The following is a 21,664-nucleotide window of genomic DNA, read 5'->3' as shown; positions in this document are numbered from 1 at the left end:
TGTTTTTGCATAAATCCGTACGTAAAAACAGTGATTATTCAACTATTCCGTTCTTAATTTGGACATTTCTAGCTCAGCTCTGTGTCTTGCAACGTTATAAGAAGGCCATGAACGATCTGATGCATCCTCGTCCAGGTAGGCTTGACGTTCCAGCATTTCCCTCTTAAGATCCGGATACTCCTCCTGAGCAAACTCTCGAAGTAACGGAACTGCATCTGCCGACAGACTTGCCAGATAGGTTGCATCAATATTGCCAGTCTGATGATAACGTTCAATATTCAGCTCGGCAATCCGTTTATCCATGCCCACATAATTGACAGCAACATAAGCTGTGAGCGCCAGCACGATATACCAGCGGATCAGCGGTATTGATGTGTACCGTATACGAAGGCCAGCAATCAGCAACAGGAGTGCAAGGAAGATCATGAATGCGTGTACCAGGAAGCGGATGTACGTATATCCATATGCCTGCTCATACAGATTTAGGCGCATAAACGCGGAATACAACATAATTGCTGAACAACTGACCAGAATCAAGAGAAGTACCTGATGCACGATGGAACCCGTTTTGCCACTCGAACGGGTATACTGCAAAGCAACAATAAGAATAAAGAAGTTAATACCTATGACGAGAATTAACTCTGCGAATCCACTTCTCGCATAATCTGCGTAAGACAGATCTACCGGAAGATGCCCCTCTCCCGCACCAAAGAGATACGAAAACTGTACAAGTACAAACAAAACGTACACACAGTTGATGACGATGAGCATCGTACCCACTATGATGGGATCCAATCTGAATGGTTCCCGATGAACCGGAGTGAGTGCGGGCTCGGGTGTAATCTTATTCGTAACCTCACCTTTAGTGACCGGATCCACAGGAGAGAATATATAGGTGTGATCACGCTTATCAACCGTGGGTGCTGCTCCATTTTTCCAATGTGCGTTCGCTCTCTTCTCTGCCTCATATTGCATCGGCTGTACAAATCCCCATACATAACCGAACAGCAATACACCTGCAATGACAATCCAGATGATTCTCGGTATCCCTGGAGTAAAAGCCAGCTGATTCAGCCACTCCGGAAAACCGGCTAAATATTGATCGAAGACCCCGTCAGCGGAGGACAGTAACGCAACGACTACAATGAGGATCGGCAAGGACGCCACAAGGCCAATGAGCACTTTGAAAACAACGGTTTTTTGGGATTTGCCCATGCCACGCCCGCCTGCTCTCACAGCAATAGCAGCAACAGTCCCCCAATGACGTATGGCTTGAGGCAGCATGTGGTCAATAGCCGTACCAATCAAACCAATCTCCCACCATTGCTTCTGTTTTCTGCCCATCAGATACGTCATATGTAAGATAACTACGCCAGGTATGACCAGAAAATTAAGAACATACAGCAGTTCATTGTCGTATAACAGGAACGTTAGCGACAACAATAGCACTACAGCCGCTACAAAAGCATCAATGAACTTGAAAGACCTCATGCGGTCCCGTGCAAACAGATACATGAACACATAAAAGAGAATTACAAAGATAGGATACGATACTCCAATTTCATTACCATAGAATAAATACTGGTGAATAATCGCCAGCATCCATGCGGACAGTAGCGTGATCAGCGCGCGGTGCGGTGAAGCCATTATTTTATCAATCATGGGAAAAACCTCCATTAACCTTTCTATGCTTTATTCTAGATGATAAAATAGGAATATAAATAGAAATTAAAATCGATAAAACTTCTTATTTTAGAGGATTGCGTCAGAGATCACCTCCAGGAGGGAATCAACACTTTGAAATTACATCAGCAATATCTGCTGTTGCATCGCCATTACGGTCACCATACAGAACATGAACTTACACTCGCCGATCTCGCTGAACTGCTGAATTGTACGCACCGTAATACATTAACCATTGTCAAAAAGATGGTTGCCCATGATTGGATTCGTTGGGTTTCCCAGCGTGGCCGGGGTCGGCGTTCTTCACTGACTTTGCTTGTTCCGGCTGATCAAATCGCCGCAGAATATATGATGCAGGCCATGAATCGCCGGGAATTGCAGGAAGCTGCCGAGCAGGTGAGTGCATTCTCCAGTTCAACAATCATGCAGGATCATCTAAACCAGTGGTTGCTTGGGTATTCAGGACATCATACGGAAGCCGGCACCAATAATGAGCAGATTGATACGCTTCGGTTGCCCCTGCGCCAACAGCTTCATGCGCTTGATCCGCTGTACATTAATCTATTAGCTGAATCCTTTGTTACCAGCCATGTCTTTGACGGGTTGGTTCAGAGGGGTGAACAAGGAGAGATTCTTCCCTGTCTGGCTCACACTTGGGATGTCAGCGCAGACCGGCAGACCTGGATCTTTTATTTGCGAAAAGGGATTACATTTCACAATGGTCAGATGCTGACGGCCCATGATATTGTGCACACGTTTGAACGGCTGCTATCCTCAGATCGCCGGACACTATACCGCGATGTGAGTAAACAAATTTTATCTATTGAAGCGGTCGATCCCTTAACCGTGTGTTTCCAGTTGAAAGACCCTCACGAATTGTTTTTGTCCTTTCTTACAACAAGTCGTGCTGCGATTGTACCCTCACCAGGAACAAACGAACAGAAGATGAAACTCTCGGGTGATGTGCACGGGATGCAAAAACCTGTTGGCACGGGGCCGTTCAAGGTCACTGCCTGGGATGATCACTTGTGCAGACTTGAGGTATTTACATCGTATTTTCAGGGTAGAGCACATATGGACCGTGTGGATATTCTGCAGATTCCATGGAGTGCTTCGGCAGAAATGGATGATAGCCAAGATATCGAAACTCCGTTTTTTCATCTTGTTCATAATCCGTCTTCGTCTGCGGGTGCAGACTGGACACAGATTAGTGCAGGTGTAATGGTTCATAAATTGCTCACGTGTAATACACAAAAAACCGGACCGTTAAACGATCCGGAAGTAAGAGCACACCTTCAGTCATGCCTTGCTGGAATGTATAGAGATGACGGACATGCAGATAACTCTGAGGTCGTCGCTCCTGATTCTGGTGCGGTGAGTACCAAGAAAGTCCAGGTCCACTCGGAGGGATTTAGCGATATATTGATAAGTCCCGTATCCTCCAGTCCCATCTCCTTGCACATTGCAACCATTCCACAATATCGCAGGGATGCTAAAAATCTGGCGTCCATACTGGAGCAGTGCGGTTTCTCTTGTACCGTCCGAACCGCTACGATGGAGCAGTTCAAAGGAAACTTGCGGCTGGAATCTGATCTGATTCTCTTCTCTCTCATTCGGGACAGGGACGAAGAACTGCGCAGATACGATCTCTACTCTACGTTATCTGAGCATCTGGAAGATTCTGCTCGTATAACGATTCATGAGATTTTGCAAACCATCGTCGCCTCTCCCATCGCAGTAGATCGAACTTCTGAATTAGATCGAATTGAGCAATTTTTGGTTGATCAGAATTTACTGTTCCATTTATCCGAAAAACCAGTAGAAACCGCTTATCTACCTTCTGTGCGTGGTCTATCTTTCAATAGCCAGGGCTGGGTGAACCTGCGTCATATCTGGTTTCCGTGAATGCTCGTTAAACGAGCATAACAATATCTTCATTTCATGATACGGTAATGATTTTGGATGCCTATGAATTGGTCAGTAGGTCGGCATCCATCTTCTGCTGTATTTTTTCATTTATCGTCGAAATGGTATCCTTCCGACGATAAATACCGAGAAGTAAGCCGACCATGGCATATTCGAAAAGCAGGTGATTGCCATATCCTATTAAAGGAAAAACAATGCTAAGAATTGGAGCCTTGCCGGTAGTCATCGCCAACGAATAGATGATTTGCAACGCAAACATGGATGTGATACTGATAATTATCATTCGACCGAAATTGTCCCGAATGCGAGGAAGCATCTTCACCATACTTGCAACAAACCAGATGATACCCACCAATAACAGTATCCCGGCTGACCAGCCAAACACATCAATGAGCAGAACACCTGGGTAATCTAAATAACTCATTTTAAACATGTCGAACTTCGTATCAATCCCATTACCCCACCAGCCGGCTGATTGAATAATTTTAATAATGGAATTGTTACTATAGCCACCGTAAGGGTCATCCTGAAGATTCAAAACGACAGAAAGCCTCTCCAGGCGGCCGTACCTATCTGCAAAAAACAATAACAATACAAAAATACTTCCTGTTACAACAGCACCTAAGACTGTATAAAGCCATTTTCGCGTGAGCCAACCAAATAAAATAATGGACATTGTGCCAAACAGAAACATGCGCACCCAGTCCGACATTTGAAACAATAGCACTACAGGTAACGCTACCATAGCAATATAGGTCAATATGGATTGCATATTGCAGTTTGAATGAAGCTTCTCCTGCACAATTGCCCCTATGGCAAGTGGCAAAATCCACACTGAAGCAGTGGTAAGGTCTATTACAAATCCAAGTGGTGCAATCAGGAATCTGCTCATACCATAAAAATTCGTAGATATCATTGGATTAATCCACAAAAGGGCATTAAGTAGAATATAGATCCACCAAGCAGCTTTTTTCAACTTACGATAATCAAAGTAAATAAAGAACAACATAATCATTACACCTATAACGGTGTACATCACATGACCGCGATATAAGAACTGATACTTTTCATCTGCTACATTAATCGTAAAAATCCATATCAGTAACAGGCTAGTTATAGACAAACCAATTAGTCCAACTAACAGACCCCAATGCATACGATGGCGATGCAACCGGTGCATGCTTTTGCCCACTACTGCAGGATCGCCCATCTGTTCAATGGCATATGCAATTGCTTCTTCCTCTGTATAACCTTCTTGTTTTTTGTCCAAAATCATTTCTTGCATGTGGTTTCCCAACTCATCACGCAGGTCGTTATGTACTTCGCGAGCTTTAACCTGAACACACATGTGATCAAGATAATGCTGAATTCGTTCATGTCGATTCGTCATGTCAGGCCTCCTTCCCCAAGCACCCGATCCACAGCTCTACGGAACAAATTCCACTCTGCTTTTTTACTTTGTAAGGCCTCCATGCCCTTGTCACGAATTGAATAATATTTCCGTTTACGGCCTTCAACCTCCATCCAGTACGACTCTACCCATCCTTCAATCTCCATAGCATGCAAAATAGGATATAACGTACCCTCTTTCAGATTAAACACACCCTCGGATTGACGATGTAATTCCTTAATTAATTCATAACCGTACAACGGTCGTTCCTGAAGCAGGGTCAGAATCAATGTTTCGGTACTGCCTTTAATCATTTGTTTGTTAACCTGCAACGCGTTCACTCCTTCCTTTTCAATTTATTTAGCAAGAGTTTTTAGATTTCGAAAAATACACTTTTAAATCTCTTCTTTTCATATACATCGGAAACCTATGCATAGAACAACTAGGTATGATATTACCTTATCCTTCCTTTTCTGTCTAGCCAACAAGCTTCTTTATTTATGTTAAAATAAACAAGTCCTTTCATTCACGAACTTTAATGATGAAGCTATATATTCGTGTATTTTTCAATTACATATCCAGTTTTTTGAATCTAACTAAAGGAGGCATAACATTCATGAGCAAACTAATTTTCTTTCTCGGCGGGGCCGGAAGTGGCAAGACCACACTAGCCAAAGCCCTTTCCCGTAAACATAAAGCTGCTTTCTTCGACATGGATATCCTGCTTCGCCCAGCAGCTGAGGCGATTATGACCCTTCAGGGACTTGATCCATCCGACCGAGATTCGCCTGAATACAAAAGGTTGTGCCGTGATCTTGGGTACCGCATTACGATGGACGCCGCTCTGGATAACGTTCAGTTGGATATCGATACGATCGTTGTGGGGCCATTTACCAAGGAAATCGGTACCTCTGACTGGATCGAGCAGGAACTCGCACGGATTGGACGTTCTCTGAAAGATACGGATGTGCGTGTGGCCTATATTTATTTAGAGAATGAAGCATTGTATCACAAGCGGATCTCAGCAAGAAAATCCCCACTAGATGAATGGAAGTTAGCCAACTGGGATGCCTTCACAGCTTCTCTCGTCCGTAAAGAGATAGCCTGGCCGCTCCCTGCTTCATCCGTCGCTTATATTGATAATTCCAGTGATGATCCTGCCATTGCCTATGCTGAACTTGAACGACGGATGTACGAGTAAAAAAGAATCACACGCTCAATCTTACTTTGGTGATAGGTAGATTAAACGCTTCTCTCGCCAAGTTGTGACTCACTTCTTGAACTCTAACGAACCTGTGGCACCTTATTGCCTTGTTTAGACTAATATTAAAATTCTAACGAACCTCAATAACGCTAAACGGGAGCAGACGAATGAAAATGAATGAAAACGGGCCAAAACCTGCTACAAACGGATAAATAAGGTGTCTCAGATTCCTTACGATTTCAATCTGACTCATATGCTTGGAATAAGGTGCGTCAGGTTCGTTAGCTTCCAAAGAGTGCCCAGCAATGAAGCCAAGTGTGCGCCAAAATGTGATCTGAATGAAAGCTGTACACCAATCACATTTACATATCAAACAAAATCAAAAAAAAGGGATCCGTGTCACCAAGCCTATCAGGCCGATGAAACCGATCCCTTTTCCCATTAAAGATCCTCTCACAACATGGGATAGCCGATACCTTCTACTCCAATTGGATGTCAGATATCTGCCGAGAAGAATACTTCACGTTCCTCCGTCCCCCTACCACACACCTATCCATGCGCTCAGCATAAAATTTACCAATCTCCCTATCCGCGCTGACGTGCCGCTTGACGTTCAGCAATGCGAGCTGTAATCAACCCATGACTCTCATCGATTTCTTCCGGTGTACAAGCGCCTTTCAGCTCATATACTTTCACCGGAGAACGGTCGATAATATCCAAAAAGGAATCAAAGAAGGTCATGTCTTTGCTATGAACGTATGGACACCAATGATCTGCCAACCCTACGGTTTCATGGATATGCACCCCAACCACGTGATCAATCAACGCGTTAGCTTCACGTACATTGTCATATAGGCCCATTCGATCCATCATCATGCCGTGACCAATATCGTACCAGAGACCAAGCGGCGCGCCCTTCATTTGTCCAATAATCGTTCCTGCTTCGTGCAAAGTCGGCATCTGATAACAGCGTGAACGGGTCTCAATACCGAAATTCACCCCGTATCCCCGCTGCTCCGACAAGTCGCATACCTCTTCGAGACTTTCCTGAATCCGGCTCAGGTAATGTGCGCTACCATCTTCCCGCTTCTCCAGCATCTCTTGCCATAAAGATTGATACGCCGGTGAATCCGGCCCCTGATCGTGGTATATCTTTTTCAACGCTTCATCTATATTGTATTCAAACGGCACCTCACCGGGATGTACAACAACAGCCTTGGCACCATAACGATGTGCGTACTCGGCTGAGCGAAGTAACAGTTCAATCGCCCGTTTGCGGCGCGGCTCATCATCGAATCCGAGCAGGACGGAATCCGTCCCGTAATCCGGATCAGGCACATGTGGAAATGTATTATGCACACTGGATACACCGATCTCTCCGCGTTCAATCATCGGTTCTATCGTCTTCAGCAACTCTTCCGTAACGTTATAGTTCAGTTCAACCTGTTTGAATCCAAGAGACTTGATCTCCTCGATCATGCCTTGTCCGGTCGTATGACGTTTGATATTCCAACATGTTGAGAACGAATATTCTTGTTTGTCCGTATACATGATTGGTCCTCCTGTCTCTCATTCTATCGCCCATTCATATTCCATTAATCTGTCTATCTATCTCTACTATTCATTCCTCTAACCGTTGTCTTCACGGAGGATTAATTCAAATCTCATCCTGTTCGCAGTCTTTCCAGGCACATAACGATAGATGATCTCCGCATGATTCACGTACATTAACACGGATGGTTCAGGCGCCTCAGCCTTCACGGTACACGTAAGTCCTGGGAACTGCCATAACGCTGGTGTAATGTCCTGCTGACGAAGGGATGGCCCTCTGATTTCAAAATAAACGTCGATCTCTTCCGCCGTATCCAGCTCCACATCAATGGTTAACGATTCTGGTGTGAGGTCCGCATCGAACGTTACTCCGCGTAGATGACTGTTCCACCCCTCGCCTACCTCACGGCGGATCAAGCGAAGATAATAACGCTCACCCGTCTCTGTCTGCCAGTGGATCGTGGCAGGATGCATCTGGCCGTTGGTATTCACACTTCCCGACATGGCCCCGATCATCCGATCCTCACCGATCCAGGCTTTGGCAGTACATAGATTCCGATTGGACGTTGGATCATTGCGCTCACACAGTTCCATGAACTGTTTCTGCACAAGACGATCCTCTTGATGAGCCTTGAAATACGGTATGGCTTCTGCGGGCACATCCACCCCAAGGAGCGCAATCATCGGATCATGACCAGATTCACAGTTGATTCCTGTGAGATATTCATACCCTTCACCAAGCAAAAGATAGATAAATACACCGATTGAACTATGTTCTCGCATCTCCATGTCGTACGCCCGAGAGAACGGGCCAGAGAGATTCTCCAGGTTGGCATTGTAATAAACTGCAATGTTATTCCAAAGCCCGTGTTCAATCCGGTGTCCAAATTCAACCAAACGTTCGGTGAGTCCATACTTGCGGTACATGCCAAGTACCGACAGATCGACTCCGTAATAGGTTGTCGTATTGAACTCCGCGAATGTACCGTCGTATTGTTCGAACTCCTTCATCAACGCCTCCGCTTGTTTATCCGAATGCTGAATCCATTCTGTCCGGTTCAAGCGGTGTCCATAGTAATGGGTGATGAAAATATGCATCAACTCAATATTGGTGTTCATTGGAATGACATCGGATAATCTTCGTTCCACTGACCCTTGAACAGCCAGTTCCATCGCATGGTCCATCCGTTTCATGAGTGTCTCCGGCATAAGTTCGGCGAATTCGGCAGTTACGATAACACAGACACAAGCGATAAACTCGCGCCAGTTGGGATCATAACTGATCCAGACCGGTGGCAGCACCTGATTCACTGCCGAATGAAACAGGTTTTTCAGTTGTTTGGGATCTGCTGCCTCTGTGAGCAGAGAACCCTCTTCCTGTAGTTTATGGATAAACTGCGCAGACACCTTCTCAAAGGTGCGTTCCAGGAAATAGGCCGTGCCTGGCGCAAAAGATTTCCAAGCATAGTGACCCGCTGGTGGATGCACATCATTGGGTCGGGTCGCGAAGGTTCCATGATAGATCTCATCTGGAGCGTCATATTGAACATCGAGCACCTTGTGGAACACCCGTATCGCGCGTTCCACATCACCAGGCTCATTTCGAATCAACAACCCGAGCGCATAATGTGCACTGGCTCGTGTGCTGTGCTGCGATGAATCCTCCTCTTCAAAACTGCGAAGCAGATCCAGTTCCTTATCATAGAAGCTATCCATCATCAACATGGATTGATTTACAAGATACTGTTGCTCTTTCGACATCTTCTCTACCATTCGTTGTGTCATGTCATGGACCTCCTGAGACTATAGGTGCGTGTTCAAAAAGATCAGTTTTCAGTACCAAGAAGATGGAATTAAGCTAGAAATGGAGTAGCGGAGCGTAGGACAACTACGTGAGCAACTACAATGTTTCCGAAGGAAACATACTTCGTAAGCCTCCCGCTTATTTCGGCTGAATTTCATATTCGATGCTGATGATGCCACTAGGCATCATTCGTAATCAAAAGTGAACTTTTTGAACAACCTCTATTAACCTTTTACAGCACCTACCATTACGCCACTGATAAAGTACCGTTGCAACCACGGATACACAAGCAGGATCGGTAACGTGGAGAATATAACGCTGGCTGCTTTCAGACTCTCAGGTAGGACCTGAACGGCACCAATGCCTTCGTTCTGCATCAGTTCTGTAATCTGGTTTTGCTGAATCATCTGATACAATTTCAATTGCAAAGGGTATAGCTCAGGCTTGGTAATATACATGAGTGCATCCTGGAAACCATTCCACCGTCCTACCGCGTAGAATAGACTCAGTGTCGCCATAACCGGAAGGGATAGCGGCAAAATAATCCGCATAAGTGTTCCAAAGTGGCTACTTCCATCAATGCCCGCCGCTTCTTCCAGACTTTCAGGAATCCCTCGGAAGAAGGTAATGAGGATGATCATATAGAACGGACTAATCAATCCAGGCAGAATAAGTCCCCATGTGCTGTCGAGTAGGTGCAGATTTTTGATCAGAATGTACTCAGGAATAATGCCCCCACTGAAGAACATTGTCACCACAATGACAAGCATGAACCACTTGCGCCCTTTCAGATTACTCTTCGCCAGTGGATATGCCGCTGCAATGGTCATCACCATGCTGAGCACCGTACTCAGGACGGTCAGCCAAATGGTATAGATGAGGGAACGAATCATTGATCCATCTGCAAATACTTTAGTATAAGCCTCAAAGGACAACTCTTTTGGGAAAAAGGAAACTTCTCCTGAACCGATCGCCCGGTTCGAACTGAGCGAGATCGCAATAATATGAATGAATGGTGCAAGACACAGCACCATCGTAATGACAATAAGAATGACATTTACCGTGTTGAATATTCGATTCGCCGTGTTTTCAGACATCCCACTCACTCCTTACAGATCATATGTGATTCAATCCACTACATAATGCTCTCATCGGTTAATTTCTTGGACGTATAGTTCGCTCCGAGTATGAAGACAAGTCCAACCAAAGCCTGGAACAAACCTACAGCTGTTGCGAGCGTAACCTGACCAGACTGTAAACCGACACGATAGACAAATGTGCTGAGCACATCCGAGTATTCACGTACAGCCACGTTACCGATAATAAATGGTCGGTCGAAGCCGATAGAGATCATGTTGCCGACATTGATGATCAATAAGGTAACAATCGTCGTTTTGATGCCTGGCAAGGAGATGTGCCAGATTCTGCGTAGCCGACTTGCTCCATCCACTTCTGCCGCTTCATACAGTTCCCGGTTAATCCCTGTCAGGGATGCCAGATACAGTATCGTACCCCAGCCTGCACTCTGCCACACGCCTACCGCAAGATACGTGAAGAGCCAATAGTTTTTGTCTGAAAGGAATGGTAACGGATCGAATCCCATACTCATTAAGATATTGTTAATGAAACCGGATTGCGTACCGAATACCTGAAGTACGATCCCTCCAATAATAACCCACGAAATAAAGTGAGGAATGTACAGTAAGGTCTGTGCCAACTTTTTGAACCAGGCCTTCTTCAGCTCGAATAATAAAATAGCCAATATCAGTGGCGCTGGGAAGGATACCAGTAAGTCCAGCATGTTAAGCACTAACGTATTGCGTAATGCCGTGTAGAATCCCTGATTTTGAAAGACTTCTCTGAACGCATCCAAGCCAATCCACTCACTACCAGCGATACCTTGAAAGAAGTTAAAGTCCTTGAACGCAATCTGCACACCATACATTGGCCCATACTTGAAAATAATGAAGTAGATCATGGGCAGTAGGAGCAACGCATATAGTTGCCAGTTTCTGCGGAAATAGATGCTTGTTTTCATAAACCTTCCCCCCATGTCATTCAGGATTTCTTCATCAAGACGATGTTGTCATCGCCTTGATGAAATCCCTGTTCTTTGTTGCCATACGCATTAGATGTGATCTCTACTCTACTTATTTCATCGCATTGTAAGCTTCTGTACGTTCATCCAGGATCGCTTGACCACCGCTCGCCATGTAATCTTTCATCATGCTGTCATACGTGGCTTCAAAATCAGCAGGTTTGGAAATGGTTGTTTTCACGAAGAACTCCATAAACTTGTCTTTCAAGCCGTTACCGTAGCGTGCTTCCGCCTCAATCGGTTTGGAGAAGCGCACCGGTTGAATGGTATCCGTATTAGAGATCGCTACCGACTTACGCATATCATCCCGATACTTCGACTCTACCTGCACGACATAAGCTTCTTCATTTTTCTTGTCATCCCCAACGTATTTACCATTGACGATAATGGCAATGTCACCGGAATTATAGATGCGACCTGCGATTTCAGGAGAAGCATCATCCTTGATCAATGGAACTCCATCCACGAGCTCATAGTTCTCATTTTCAACACCGAATTGCAGGTCGAACAGGTTGTTGCCTGAAGCCATCCAATCGAGATACTTCATTGCTGCTTCCGCATTGTTGCTTGACTTCGGAATCATGACATACATCGCATTGGGTGCATAAGCCGGTTTGGCGAATTTGCCTTCGGAGTTTTTGAATGCATCAATCGGTGTCATCACTGCACCAGGTTGATTGGTTTGCAAGTTTTTGTACGTACCAGAGATGTATATCTCCCCTGCATCCTCGGTGTAGAATCCAACTTTTCCGTTAGATACATCTTCCCACAGCTTTTTCTTGTCTTTGTCGAGTCCAAAGTCTTTGCTCATTAATCCTTCATTATAAAGTGTGTTCAAATATTTCAAGGCATCCTTGAAACCAGGCAACAACGTTGGATAGTCATTAGAACCCAGTTGTTGCGTTAATGTATATTTTTGTTCTTCCGTCAGTGGTTCAATGAATGACCAGATCAGTGGTTCATATTGAGCCGAGGCAATGGACATCCCCATTGGAATAAGTCCTGTACCAACGTTACCCGGATCTTTTTCCTTAAAGGCCTTCAGTGTTGTATGCAGCTCCTCAGCTGTCTCCGGTGAAGGCAATCCGAGCGTGTCCAACCAGTCCTGACGAACATAGGATGCGTACTTACCAAGTACGAGACGTTTACCTGGAACCGCAAACTGTTGTCCATCGTATTGACCGTAGGCCAGCGTTTCATCTCCCAGCAATTTTTTCAGGTTAGGACCCGTTTGATTGATCAGATCCGTAAGTTCAGTTAAACCACCTTGTTGTGCATAACGGTTGAATGTTCCCGAGTCGTAGGTAAAGACGATATCAGGTACTTCAGAGCCACTCGCCATCAGAACGTTAAGCTTCTGTACTTCCTCCGAGCGTGGTACCGGAACAAACTGAACGTCGATGTTGTTTGGATCGCCAAACTTCTCTTGAATGAAGCGAGTCAGATAACTGTCCGAAATGGTGTAGCCCGCCGGTGTGTTTCCCCGGTCGAAGATTTCCACTTTCAAAGTCGTTTTTTCCCCCGAACCCGACTCTCCTGATGAAGATGTAGATTCGCTTCCTGACGAACATGCAGATAATAATAGAGTGAATGCTGTTACCACTGCGAGGATTGAACTTGCCTTGCCTGCCTTACGTCTTTGAAATAATCTCATTTGACCTTTCCCCTTTCGCACACTCTCTGAATGGATTCACATGATTGCCACTCCACTTTGTTCAACCATTTCGTTGCACCTGTGAATGTCACTAATCATTACATACGATCTTATATTTAGACAATAAACTATTTTCAAAATGTAAAAATTGCGTTTTTTAAGTCAAATACCGCGATATATAAACATATTTCCTGACAATATACAATTTTCACGACATTTATGTTAACTATAATAACACTAATTGTTTGGTTTTACTTGATTTATTGTGTACCATCTGACATAACCGAATTCGCAATAATCCTTTTTCCGCTGGGTACTCCCATCAAACCATAACAAAAAGAGACCACATCTGTAGTGATCTCCATGTGTAGCACATATTAAAGCATTTCATGTACTAATCCCTCGGCGGAAGATTAAACTTCACTTGACCAAACAACGTATCGATGGCATTTCCCTCAAATTGATCGATGACATGTTCGTTGGTCGTGTCCGTATGTTCCAGAATCAACACATTATACTTCTCATCATAATGCATTCCGCCCAAAATAAACTGTACAGGAATGTTCTCGGCCGCCCCCGCCTTCGAAATGGCCTGCACAAGTTCCGATTCATGCCTTTGGCGAGTGGTTGCGTAGGTACCGTCAGGTATCGTTATCGTATATGACGAGTCATCTACATTAAATGTGAATGTGTTGTTGCTTGTTGTGATGGTAACCTGCCTATTGATATCTACCGATCCCCACACTTGCTGTCCGTATGTGTACATCTTCTTCAACTCCTTCCCTATGAATTAATGGATTGTCATAATGCTAGTATAGGTCATTCCTAAAATTTCTTAACGCACCAGCTTAATGGGCCTAAGATCTTGTATTAAACATCAAAAAATCTCCTGTAAAAGGACGATAAGGCACGGACCTTATTCCTTCATACAGGAGATTTCATGAGATATCTCTAAGAATATTGTTTTTCACGCGATGCTTGGATGTTCTAACATTTCCAATATCGTTATTGTTCACCTTGTTTTCCACTCTGCTTGCGGTAATCCCCAGGTGTCACGCCCATAATCCGTTTAAATACTCTGCCGAAGGAAATGGCATTGGCATAGCCCACTTGCACAGCAATATCCTGAATAGCCATATCGGATGCAGACAACAGACGGCAGGCCTTTTCGACCCTCAGTTTCACAAGAAAATCAACAAACTTCATCTCAAACTCTTCCTTGAACAAATAACTCGCATATTTACCCGAGATTTGGAACCGATCACTCAGATGTTTCAGCGACAGATCCGGATCATCAAAATGCTCTTCAATATAGATCCGCAGCTCGTTGATCATCGCTCGATGACTTTTCGTTTCATTCACAGAAACATAATTGCGATAGACCTCTTTAAGCCATTCCTGCAAAATCTCTTGAATTTCCTCGAGTGTCTCCACCTGCTGGATATCACTGCGAAGACGAGTCAGGATTTCCTCGGCAAACTGGCTTTGCAACCGTTCTGACAGCTCCCCGAATTCACGGGACAACATCTGGATTAACGCCTGCAGCAACATCCGAATATCGTTATCTGTAATCTGATCTTCGCCGAACGCAACAAACATCTGATCCAGCTGCGTCCGCCAGCCATCACCCGTAAGCCTGAATTCACGGACAAAGTCCGCGAGCATCTGCAAGTACTTGTACGATTGAAGCTCAGTACGATCCGGTAGCTGCTCACTGAGAACAATCGCATCTTTACCAAGGGTAAGCCTATGCTGCAGACCCGCATCTGCACTAGCGTAGGATCGCGTGATCTCTTCCCAACCTGATACGGTTCGTCCAATGCCAAAGGTAAACCGGAGTCGGAAGTGTTCCGCAATCCACATATGCATCTGTTTAGCCAGATCCATAAGCAATTTCCGATCCAGTCCTTCCTGCTCATCCGATGCAATCACCACAATAAGTCTGCGGTTCCCAAACCATTCAGCCCAACCACCGAACTGTGTCTCGTTCTGCACAAGTTCTTCTACCACGTTCATGAGCGCAATCTTCAGAATATTCTGATTGGTCGAGAGATCGTCACCATTCATCTCCGCAATGAGGACAGCAACACTCTTCGGTTCCATGAAACGTTCCTCTAGCGGTTGCAGATGACGAAGTCGCTGACGGAACGAATCCATTCGTTCTCCTTCCATCAGATCAACAAGCAACTGTCTGCGATGAATCAGCAGGTTCTCATGATGCTGTTTCTCATAATCAACCGTTTGAGCAATCAGATGTTCCAGCGCACGGTCGATGAGAGCCAGTTCATCCTTGACGGACGGGGCTGCTTCATCTTCCTCGGCACGTGGCTGTAGCGCCTGAATTCGATTCATGATCAACTGAATGGGTCGAGTATTTCTGCGAGTAATGTAGATCAGGCCCGCCACTGCACCAACTATCGTTAATAAACCAATGCCGATCCACACATAGGAGACAAGCGATACCCATGAATACAGTTGTCCGGATTGAATGCCACTCTCGAAGACCAGACCAAGCTTGTCCGCAGATACACGATTAAGGATTTCGCCTGCTGAAGGGTCCATTTGATGCGCGGCATAGATCAGATTGTCGCTCTTATCCCGAACCTGAAGAACAGACAACTTTTCATTCGTCATGTTATCAATCTGCCGTTCTACTGCATACATGCGGATCGTAATGACGAGCAGACCTTCCCCGCCCCACGGCAAAGGAAGCCACTTATTCATGCTAATCACCTGTGAAGGTACGTCGAACGAACGTTCCTTGTATTCACGTGGCAGGTTCCAACCGAGGTTCTCGCGATCTTTCAACGCTTGCTCAATATAGGCACGATCTTGGAAATCTTCCAAGCGCATCATGCCTCTTGGCGTAAGGATCTGGGAATCCGACATGCGATAGAGATAAATCGATTGAATCATATCCTGCTGATCCAGCATACGTCCCAACCCGCTTGCCGCATCATAGATGAACTGACTCGATAATTGTCCCTGTCCAGCTTCCAGAAAACGACTGTATGTCTTGTTCGCACCGATGTCTTCAAGCAACCGAAGTTCAATGTCGCTTAACGAGCGCTCCAGTGTATCCACGATATAGCGGGTGGAGATCATGTCGGCTTTTTGCGTTTCATTACGCGAGAGTTCGTTGACAATCAGGAAGGAGAGAAAGATCAGAATGGAAATCGTAAGCAGAAAAATGGGAAAATAGGAATACATCAACTTGGTGTGCCAATTCCGCTTCAGATTTACTTTCATAGGCTCCAACTCCTTCCATCTCTATTCTAATGAGTATGATCTTCTCTGTTCTTTGGCCTGCCTGCTGACGATATACAGAATCACTGATCCTAGTGCCGCACTGATCGTGCAAGACAGATACATCAATGACGGACCGCCAGAATCGAGTAAATATCCGTTAAGCATATTACCAACAATTCCGCCCAGGCCAGCAAATACCATGTTAAATAAACTTTGTCCCGTGGCCTGCATCTCCCGTCCCGTAACAGAAGCCACATATTCCACTGCTGCAATATAGAAGAATCCGAAGGATAATCCATGCAGCACCTGAACGCCAATCATCACCTCAGGCGTCGGCCATAGCCATTGTATTCCCCAACGTAACATATACGCCCCGGCTGCAAAGAGCATCGTGCGTTCATGCCCCCATTTTCGGAGTATGAATGCCGCTGCCAACATGGATGGAACATTGGTAATCGACGCAAGCAACAACGCTGTACCTGTCATGGTCACAGAACCGCCAGCCATCTGAAATGAAATAACGAAAAAGGAGTTAAACGCAGTGAGCGTTTGGTTAACCAGGAAACAACCTGTTAGAAATAGAAGGAATGTCCGGTTTCGGAGCAATCTTGCCAAACCTACGGAGAAGGTTACCGAGGACGAGGATATGCTCGTCTGCCGGGGAAGTGTACTTGCCAGTATGGCGCTCAGAACGTTAAACATCAGAAATGGCAGCCATAACATGTGAATGGAAAACTGGGAGAGATACATCCCTGCTGCGAATCCACCAACTCCCGTTCCGATGCTGCCGAAGAGTCGGATCATGCCATATGAGGTATTGGCTGCCCTCGCGGCGGTAACCGCATAGGAGTCAGCCACAGGTATCTGAGTCACTTGGAATATAGTGCATAAAGTATAAATCAATATTAATATAATGTACACTTGAATATTGTAGAAGTACGCTAACGATGCAGGAACAAGCAGGCTTATTACCAGTACGAATCGTGTCTTTTTAAACTTATCTACCAGAATTCCCCATATAGGTTGAAGAATAATAGATACGAGTGTGCCAAACGCCATAATAAATCCGGTTTCTTTACTGGAAAAACCTTGTGCAACCAATATGGGATTAATGTACGGGTTAAACATTCCTCCCGCAAGTCCCATAAACAGATATAGGCCCTGCAATTTGAGTAAAACACGTCTTGCATCATTGGAATCGGCTTTTGTTTTCTCTGTGTAAGCCTTCATATGTCTGCTTCTCATCCGGATCTCCATCCTTTAATTCTGTAGTCGCTTCGCCTATTCTCTATTGATACGTCCGTACTAGACTTGACCTGATTGCAGCCAATGCCCCGATGGCGCCTGCTTGGTTCCCCAGTTCAGCTATAGCTAAACGCGCAGGCAGAACCGTATATCGTTTAAGGCGTTTACGTACTTCATTTAGATAATAGGATGGGTTGGATGCTGCCACGCCACCACCGATCACAATTATGGAAGGATTAAGTAAAGCTATAATATTGGCTAGGCCTCGTGCCATATAACGCATGGGCAGCTCCAGGATCTCCAGTGCAGCAATATCACCTGATTCGGCTGCTTTGAATACATGTCTGGCTTCGACCTGTTCCACTTTCTCCCCTGCCAGACTCATGATCAGGGATACGTCACTTCCTTTTCCATCTGCAAAATAACGCCTCGCCTGTTCGGTAATTCCCGTACCTGAAGTCGCTTGCTCGAATACACCAAAGGAATCCGCATCCGCAACGTAACCGGAATGAATCCCTTCGTCTCCGGCAATGAAATGCCCAATCTCGCCTGCTGCTCCATTCTGACCGCTATACAGCTTTCCATTCAGGATAAGAGCAGAACCAATGCCTGTTCCAACCGTGACCATGACACAGTGTTGATGTCCCTGTGCTGCCCCTTGATCATATTCTCCCATTGCAGCCATATTCACATCATTATCCAACATGATATTCCCGCTGTAATACTTCGCAATAATAGGGCGAATATCTTGCTCAGGCCACTGAAAAGCCGGAGCACTTCGCAGTATTCCCTCATCTTGCAGAATCACACCAGGGAATCCCAAGCCTGCACCTTTAAGTTGATCCAGACTGCATCCAACTTCACGGCAGAACGTCTCCAATTCAGCGAATAACCATTGGAAGAACTCATCCGGCTGATCACTGGCAAGCGTAGGCAAGCGACGTTCATGAACTTCACTTCCAGCCTGTTGTGATGACAAGAGCATTAATGTTTTGGTGCCTCCAATGTCAATACCTGCAATCCAGCCGGATGGATCACCTCCAACCGTACCAACCTGATTAGACTGGCGATCATTACTTACATTTTTCACGGATTCTGTCATCCCGTTTCCCTCCTTACATGTGTAAATCCAATATCTATTCCATGGCTTCCTTTTGCAGATTTAGCATCGTTTGTTGTACAGCCACCTGCACCGCGCCAGTGACAACAGCCTGCTCACCGAGCTTGGAACAGATTAACTCTGGCTGCACCGGGAATTGCTCAGATATGATCTGTCTCAATAACGGTAACAACACATCCCCGTTTCCCCCGATGCCTCCGCCAAGCACAATCAGATTAGGAGCAAGCACCACGCTAATCTGACGCAAAGCTGAAGCAATCATCTGGCTATACTGCTTTAGAATCTCTAACGCCTCTACTTCTCCACTGCGTGCAGCTTCAAACAACATCTCGGGAGTCAGGTGTCTCCGAAGATCATTTGCATCTGCATTTATATCCACACCCGAATCAGCAACTTCCAATAGTTCATCATGTGGATTAAGGTAGCGTTTCGCCAATTGCATCAGACCATCGGCTGACAGTACTTCCTCCAGACGACGCCCATCCTCCATCAGCATCTCGGCAATCTCTCCGGTTAACCCTCCAAGACCTCGAAGCAGTTGACCATGCACCATGATGCCAGCGCCGGTTCCTGTTCCAATGGAGAAAAAAACAAACAAAGGACAACCTGCTGCTGCACCAGTCCTATACTCCCCCAGCGCCGCAAGATTCACATCATTCTCCAGGATTACTTCACAGGGAAATGCTCCTGACAACGACTCCAGTGAGAAGGCATGTTCCAGACCCGCTAACGGGTCCACAATACGATTAATGCGACCCGAATCAGGCAGTACTACACCCGGTATGCCGAACCCGATGCACTGAATCTGATTCCAGTTCAGATGATTCTCGTCAAGCAATGCATTCATATGGCTTCGAAGCAGCTCCAACATTGTCGCTTCTGCTCGGTCATTGGCTGCTTGGACTATCATGGGATACGTTCGATAGGCGATGATCTCTCCATTCAGATCGGATAATGCGATCCGAATACGTGTTGCTCCGAGATCTATCCCACAGACATAATAAGCCGTTTCATTGAAACGGATGAGCGTTGCTTTGCGACCCTGAGCGTTGTCAGCTCTCCCCGTTTCCTTCACCAGATTACGATCAATCAGATGTTCGACCGCCGACGACACCGTGGGTTTACTAAGTCCGGTCTGACGGCTGATATCCGCTCTGGACATGGTGCCCTGCGTTATGAGAGCATCCATTATCAGATTTTCATTCAGATTGCGGATATATTGCGGTGTGCCAGCCATGTTATCCCCTCCTTTTATAGTTAGCATTTTGCATAATTCGATTAAAGTCGCTCTCGGGTACAAAATATAGACGAATAACACCGTTTCGATCTATATTTTGCTGATTGTAAAACGCTCTTGGAAATTATGCTAAATGCTTAGTTAGTTAAGTTTATTAACAAATTGATTAAATTCAATATATCACCGCCTTTTGGGAGTGTACAGCTTTTTATGCTCCAATAGATGACATGATATTCCCACATCATCGCAACAAAAAAAGTTGCAGTGAGCTTTCACCGCAACTTCTTTCTTCTATATAAGTGTATCAAGTTTTGGAGAGTTCAATGAATCCCTCACCGAATACATCACGCACATCATGAATGGTGATAAAAGCAATCTCGTCTTCTGCTCGTACAATCTTCTTCAGCATGGAAACTTCTTGCTTGCTAATCACAATGTATAGAATTTCTTTCTTATTTTTCGTGTAATAGCCATGACCGGACAGGACGGTTACTCCGCGATCCATCTTCTCAATGACTTGCTTCGCGATTTCATCCTGTTTGGAAGAGATAATCATAACGGCTTTTTTCGGATTGAGCCCTTCAATAATGAACTCCATCGTTTTGGTTCCGACAAACAGCAAGACAATGGTGCACATTAACCCTTGTGGTCCAATGATGAAGTATGAAGAAAAGGCCACAATCAGATCGAAAAACAGAAGTCCGTAACTGATATTCCAATCCAGATATTTGTTGGCAAGTCGGGCCAAGATCACTGTCCCCGCCGTTGTACCTCCCACTCTAACAATCAAGCCAATACCAAGACCGGCAAATACACCAGCAAAGATGGTGTTAATCCAGAGTTCATCCGATGCAATCGTCCAGTTCTCCGTCAGATGCAGGAACAATGAGTTGAATACGACCGCAATAATCGTATACACCGTAGTCGTTTTATCAAGAAACCGATATCCCACAATTAACAAAATACCGTTCAGGATCAAGTTCATCAGTCCAGGAGACCATTCAAACAGGTAATACAAAATAATCGTGATACCCGTTACGCCGCCTTCAGCCAAGTCGTTCGGGATGACGAACAGGTTCACCGCCAGTGCAAACAGAAATGCACCTGCCATAATAAATAGAACATCCGTAATTCGTTTCTTCATCATGTATTCCATCCAATCCATCAGAAATCAACCTAATCGACCCGTCTCATAAGTTGTCATAATCACTCAAAGATAGATTTTACCATGCCCACAACAAAATTTGTATACATAATACAAATTGTTGCGTGATTTGTGCAAAGGAATTTACAAAACCGTTCTCTTTTCACTTCTGCAAAGCCATTCACCATCATGCACCCATGACAAATGTCATGGGTCATCATTGATATTCATCATTATAGAAGGCTGACGTTTGTGACTTACTGTCATGGTCGTATTGTTTTACAATGATAAAAACGCTTCCTAAAGGAAAGTTCTACCGGGAAACGCCAAGTTGTAGCTGACTACAGCTATAACGATTG

General features: G+C 45.2%; 16 protein-coding genes. 2 read left to right on the top strand and 14 right to left on the bottom strand.

From position 1 onward, the window contains the following. Positions 1–42: 42 nt before the first annotated feature. Complete coding sequence (locus HF638_RS19885; RefSeq protein ID WP_169481715.1) at positions 43–1,662, bottom strand: DUF4153 domain-containing protein; 1,620 nt, start codon at positions 1,660–1,662, stop codon at positions 43–45. Between the two features lie 135 nt (positions 1,663–1,797). Here HF638_RS19885 and HF638_RS19880 point away from each other — a divergent pair, with 135 nt between their 5' ends. Beyond that, positions 1,798–3,588: an ABC transporter substrate-binding protein gene (locus tag HF638_RS19880; protein ID WP_169481714.1), complete on the top strand. Its 1,791-nt coding sequence runs from the start codon at positions 1,798–1,800 to the stop codon at positions 3,586–3,588. 61 nt (positions 3,589–3,649) lie between these two features. On the opposite strand, the gene HF638_RS19875 is transcribed toward HF638_RS19880, so the two are convergent. Together HF638_RS19875 and HF638_RS19870 are read right to left on the bottom strand one after the other, a co-directional pair. Beyond that, a complete protein-coding gene (locus HF638_RS19875; RefSeq protein WP_169481713.1) occupies positions 3,650–4,999 on the bottom strand; it encodes an FtsW/RodA/SpoVE family cell cycle protein in 1,350 nt (449 codons plus the stop codon). Continuing rightward, positions 4,996–5,331 (bottom strand): PadR family transcriptional regulator, encoded by a 336-nt coding sequence (locus HF638_RS19870; RefSeq protein ID WP_017688825.1) that lies wholly within the window; start codon positions 5,329–5,331, stop codon positions 4,996–4,998. Before HF638_RS19870 ends, HF638_RS19875 begins: the two co-directional genes overlap by 4 nt. A gap of 284 nt (positions 5,332–5,615) precedes the next feature. Between HF638_RS19870 and HF638_RS19865 the strand changes: the two genes are divergently transcribed. Continuing rightward, the gene (locus HF638_RS19865) at positions 5,616–6,200 is read left to right on the top strand and encodes a P-loop nucleotide/nucleoside kinase family protein (protein ID WP_169481712.1); all 585 of its coding nucleotides are present in this window, start codon (positions 5,616–5,618) and stop codon (positions 6,198–6,200) included. A gap of 588 nt (positions 6,201–6,788) precedes the next feature. Here the strand turns inward: HF638_RS19865 and HF638_RS19860 are convergent. From HF638_RS19860 to HF638_RS19810, 11 genes are all read right to left on the bottom strand, one after another. Next, positions 6,789–7,754, bottom strand: coding sequence for a sugar phosphate isomerase/epimerase family protein (locus HF638_RS19860; RefSeq protein WP_169481711.1), 966 nt, complete (start codon positions 7,752–7,754; stop codon positions 6,789–6,791). 78 nt (positions 7,755–7,832) lie between these two features. After that, entirely contained in the window at positions 7,833–9,539 is a 1,707-nt protein-coding gene (locus tag HF638_RS19855) for a hypothetical protein (RefSeq protein ID WP_169481710.1), read from the bottom strand. Positions 9,540–9,782: 243 nt separating this feature from the next. Continuing rightward, on the bottom strand, positions 9,783–10,655 hold the full coding sequence (locus tag HF638_RS19850; RefSeq protein WP_047842693.1) for a carbohydrate ABC transporter permease: 873 nt from the start codon (positions 10,653–10,655) through the stop codon (positions 9,783–9,785). 38 nt (positions 10,656–10,693) lie between these two features. Then, complete coding sequence (locus tag HF638_RS19845; protein WP_017688833.1) at positions 10,694–11,596, bottom strand: ABC transporter permease; 903 nt, start codon at positions 11,594–11,596, stop codon at positions 10,694–10,696. Positions 11,597–11,708: 112 nt separating this feature from the next. Further along, positions 11,709–13,310 carry an extracellular solute-binding protein gene (locus HF638_RS19840; protein WP_169481709.1) on the bottom strand — a complete coding sequence of 534 codons (1,602 nt, stop codon included), beginning with the start codon at positions 13,308–13,310 and terminating at the stop codon, positions 11,709–11,711. A 394-nt stretch (positions 13,311–13,704) separates the two neighbouring features. Beyond that, the gene (locus HF638_RS19835; RefSeq protein ID WP_169481708.1) at positions 13,705–14,076 is read right to left on the bottom strand and encodes a hypothetical protein; all 372 of its coding nucleotides are present in this window, start codon (positions 14,074–14,076) and stop codon (positions 13,705–13,707) included. Positions 14,077–14,315: 239 nt separating this feature from the next. After that, positions 14,316–16,559 (bottom strand): helix-turn-helix domain-containing protein, encoded by a 2,244-nt coding sequence (locus HF638_RS19830; RefSeq protein WP_169481707.1) that lies wholly within the window; start codon positions 16,557–16,559, stop codon positions 14,316–14,318. A 21-nt stretch (positions 16,560–16,580) separates the two neighbouring features. Next, entirely contained in the window at positions 16,581–17,804 is a 1,224-nt protein-coding gene (locus tag HF638_RS19825; RefSeq protein ID WP_248278207.1) for an MFS transporter, read from the bottom strand. 43 nt (positions 17,805–17,847) lie between these two features. Beyond that, positions 17,848–18,906: an ROK family protein gene (locus HF638_RS19820; RefSeq protein ID WP_169481706.1), complete on the bottom strand. Its 1,059-nt coding sequence runs from the start codon at positions 18,904–18,906 to the stop codon at positions 17,848–17,850. 34 nt (positions 18,907–18,940) lie between these two features. Beyond that, a complete protein-coding gene (locus tag HF638_RS19815; protein ID WP_169481705.1) occupies positions 18,941–20,161 on the bottom strand; it encodes an ROK family transcriptional regulator in 1,221 nt (406 codons plus the stop codon). Between the two features lie 304 nt (positions 20,162–20,465). Further along, on the bottom strand, positions 20,466–21,305 hold the full coding sequence (locus HF638_RS19810; protein ID WP_169481796.1) for a YitT family protein: 840 nt from the start codon (positions 21,303–21,305) through the stop codon (positions 20,466–20,468). Positions 21,306–21,664: the final 359 nt, after the last annotated feature.

Origin of the sequence: Paenibacillus sp. SZ31 (assembly GCF_012912005.1) — a bacterium.
Taxonomy (GTDB): Bacteria; Bacillota; Bacilli; order Paenibacillales; family Paenibacillaceae; genus Paenibacillus.
Note: the sequence above shows the minus strand (reverse complement) of the source record. Positions and strands in the feature narration are given on the sequence as shown.